The organism is Okeania sp. SIO2F4, assembly GCF_010672385.1.
Lineage (GTDB): Bacteria > Cyanobacteriota > Cyanobacteriia > Cyanobacteriales > Microcoleaceae > Trichodesmium.
The window spans coordinates 1-1,221 of the sequence record NZ_JAAHGT010001461.1 but is presented as its reverse complement, the minus strand read 5'-3'; the positions used below and the strand labels follow the sequence as shown (position 1 = coordinate 1,221).

2 protein-coding genes are annotated in these 1,221 nt (G+C 39.1%); both read right to left on the bottom strand.

Annotation, left to right across the window (positions count from 1 at the left end):
* The coding region (locus F6K22_RS41240) for a hypothetical protein (RefSeq protein WP_293110988.1) at nucleotides 1-252 on the bottom strand (252 nt) is incomplete at its 3' end.
* A 66-nt stretch (nucleotides 253-318) separates the two neighbouring features.
* Nucleotides 319-897 (bottom strand): HMA2 domain-containing protein, encoded by a 579-nt coding sequence (locus tag F6K22_RS41235; protein WP_293110986.1) that lies wholly within the window; start codon nucleotides 895-897, stop codon nucleotides 319-321.
* Between the last annotated feature and the right edge of the window lie 324 nt (nucleotides 898-1,221).

Here is a 1,221-nt window from a genome sequence, read left to right as displayed (position 1 = left end):
ATCCAGACACGATATAATTTCTAACTCCTGATTCCTAACTCCTAAAGACTTAACCAATCTATAATTGTTTAACCGGATTTGATATGACTTATACCAATTCCCAAAAGCATTGCTATACTTAGGTCGCACTTCAGTTATTAAGTAATTAACATAGGGGAAATCACCATGCTTGCTAATAATAGCCCAGTTAATATTTATTATTCTTATTTTTACTCCTCCCCACACTCCCCACACTCCCCACACTTCCCACACTTCCCCACTCAATCAGATATAGCAGCTAATGCAGAACTCGCATATCGAATAATTTTTAGTTTTAACTTATTGCTCTGGTTCGCCTATTTCCTCTTCATCAGAATCAGCCTCTTGAATAATATTCATTAATAACATTCCCAGTTCCCAGTCTGACATTCCGTTAGCTTGATATTGGATGACAATACAAGCTGCTGCAGTATTTATCCGCACCTTTAATACATGGGAGTCTGCATTTAACAGTTGTTCTAAACGTTTGGCATAGTCTGGTTCCGATGCTACCCTTGGTATTCGTAACCGGATGCGACCAGGAGTAGAATGTACTATAGTATATGCTGGCGAGTCTTCACTACTAACCGGACTCACTGATTGAGAAATAGTTGTTGCCTCAGTATCAACTACAGGCGGAGTTACAGTCACTTTTTGCTCTTTGAGTTGTTCAATAATTTGTCGCACAAAACCAGCAACTGTCAGGTTAACTAGCAGCGCAGTAGCTCCCCGTAGTTTGAATCTATTGGTAATCATCATTCCCACCAGAGGTGGTAGGATAAATTCGATTTCATTATGAGCTTGTAAAAATGCACCTAACTGTTCCCCAGTTGTTTCAATTGAGTTTGTGTTGTTTGTGTAGTTGGAGGTTGTAGTCATTTCAGTTATCAGTTAACAGTTCCTCTGACGCTCACCATTGGGATTGAAATACTGAAGATTCTTTCTTTCATCCCCTTAAAAGGGGAGGCTTGAGACCTTATTTTTTGGTCATTATTTATATGCTTATTAGTTATGAAAGGTGGGCGTTGCTGATTTTAGGTATGAAGTTCCTGACTTAAGTAAACAAAGACTGATTAATAAGGTCAAATCATATCTTCTGCTATATAAAACTGATACAAAGCGTCACATAACGTGACAAATTGATGTTTACTTCCTGCTTCGACCGGAACTGTCGGCAGCACTCCGTCCACAGGTATCAACGGA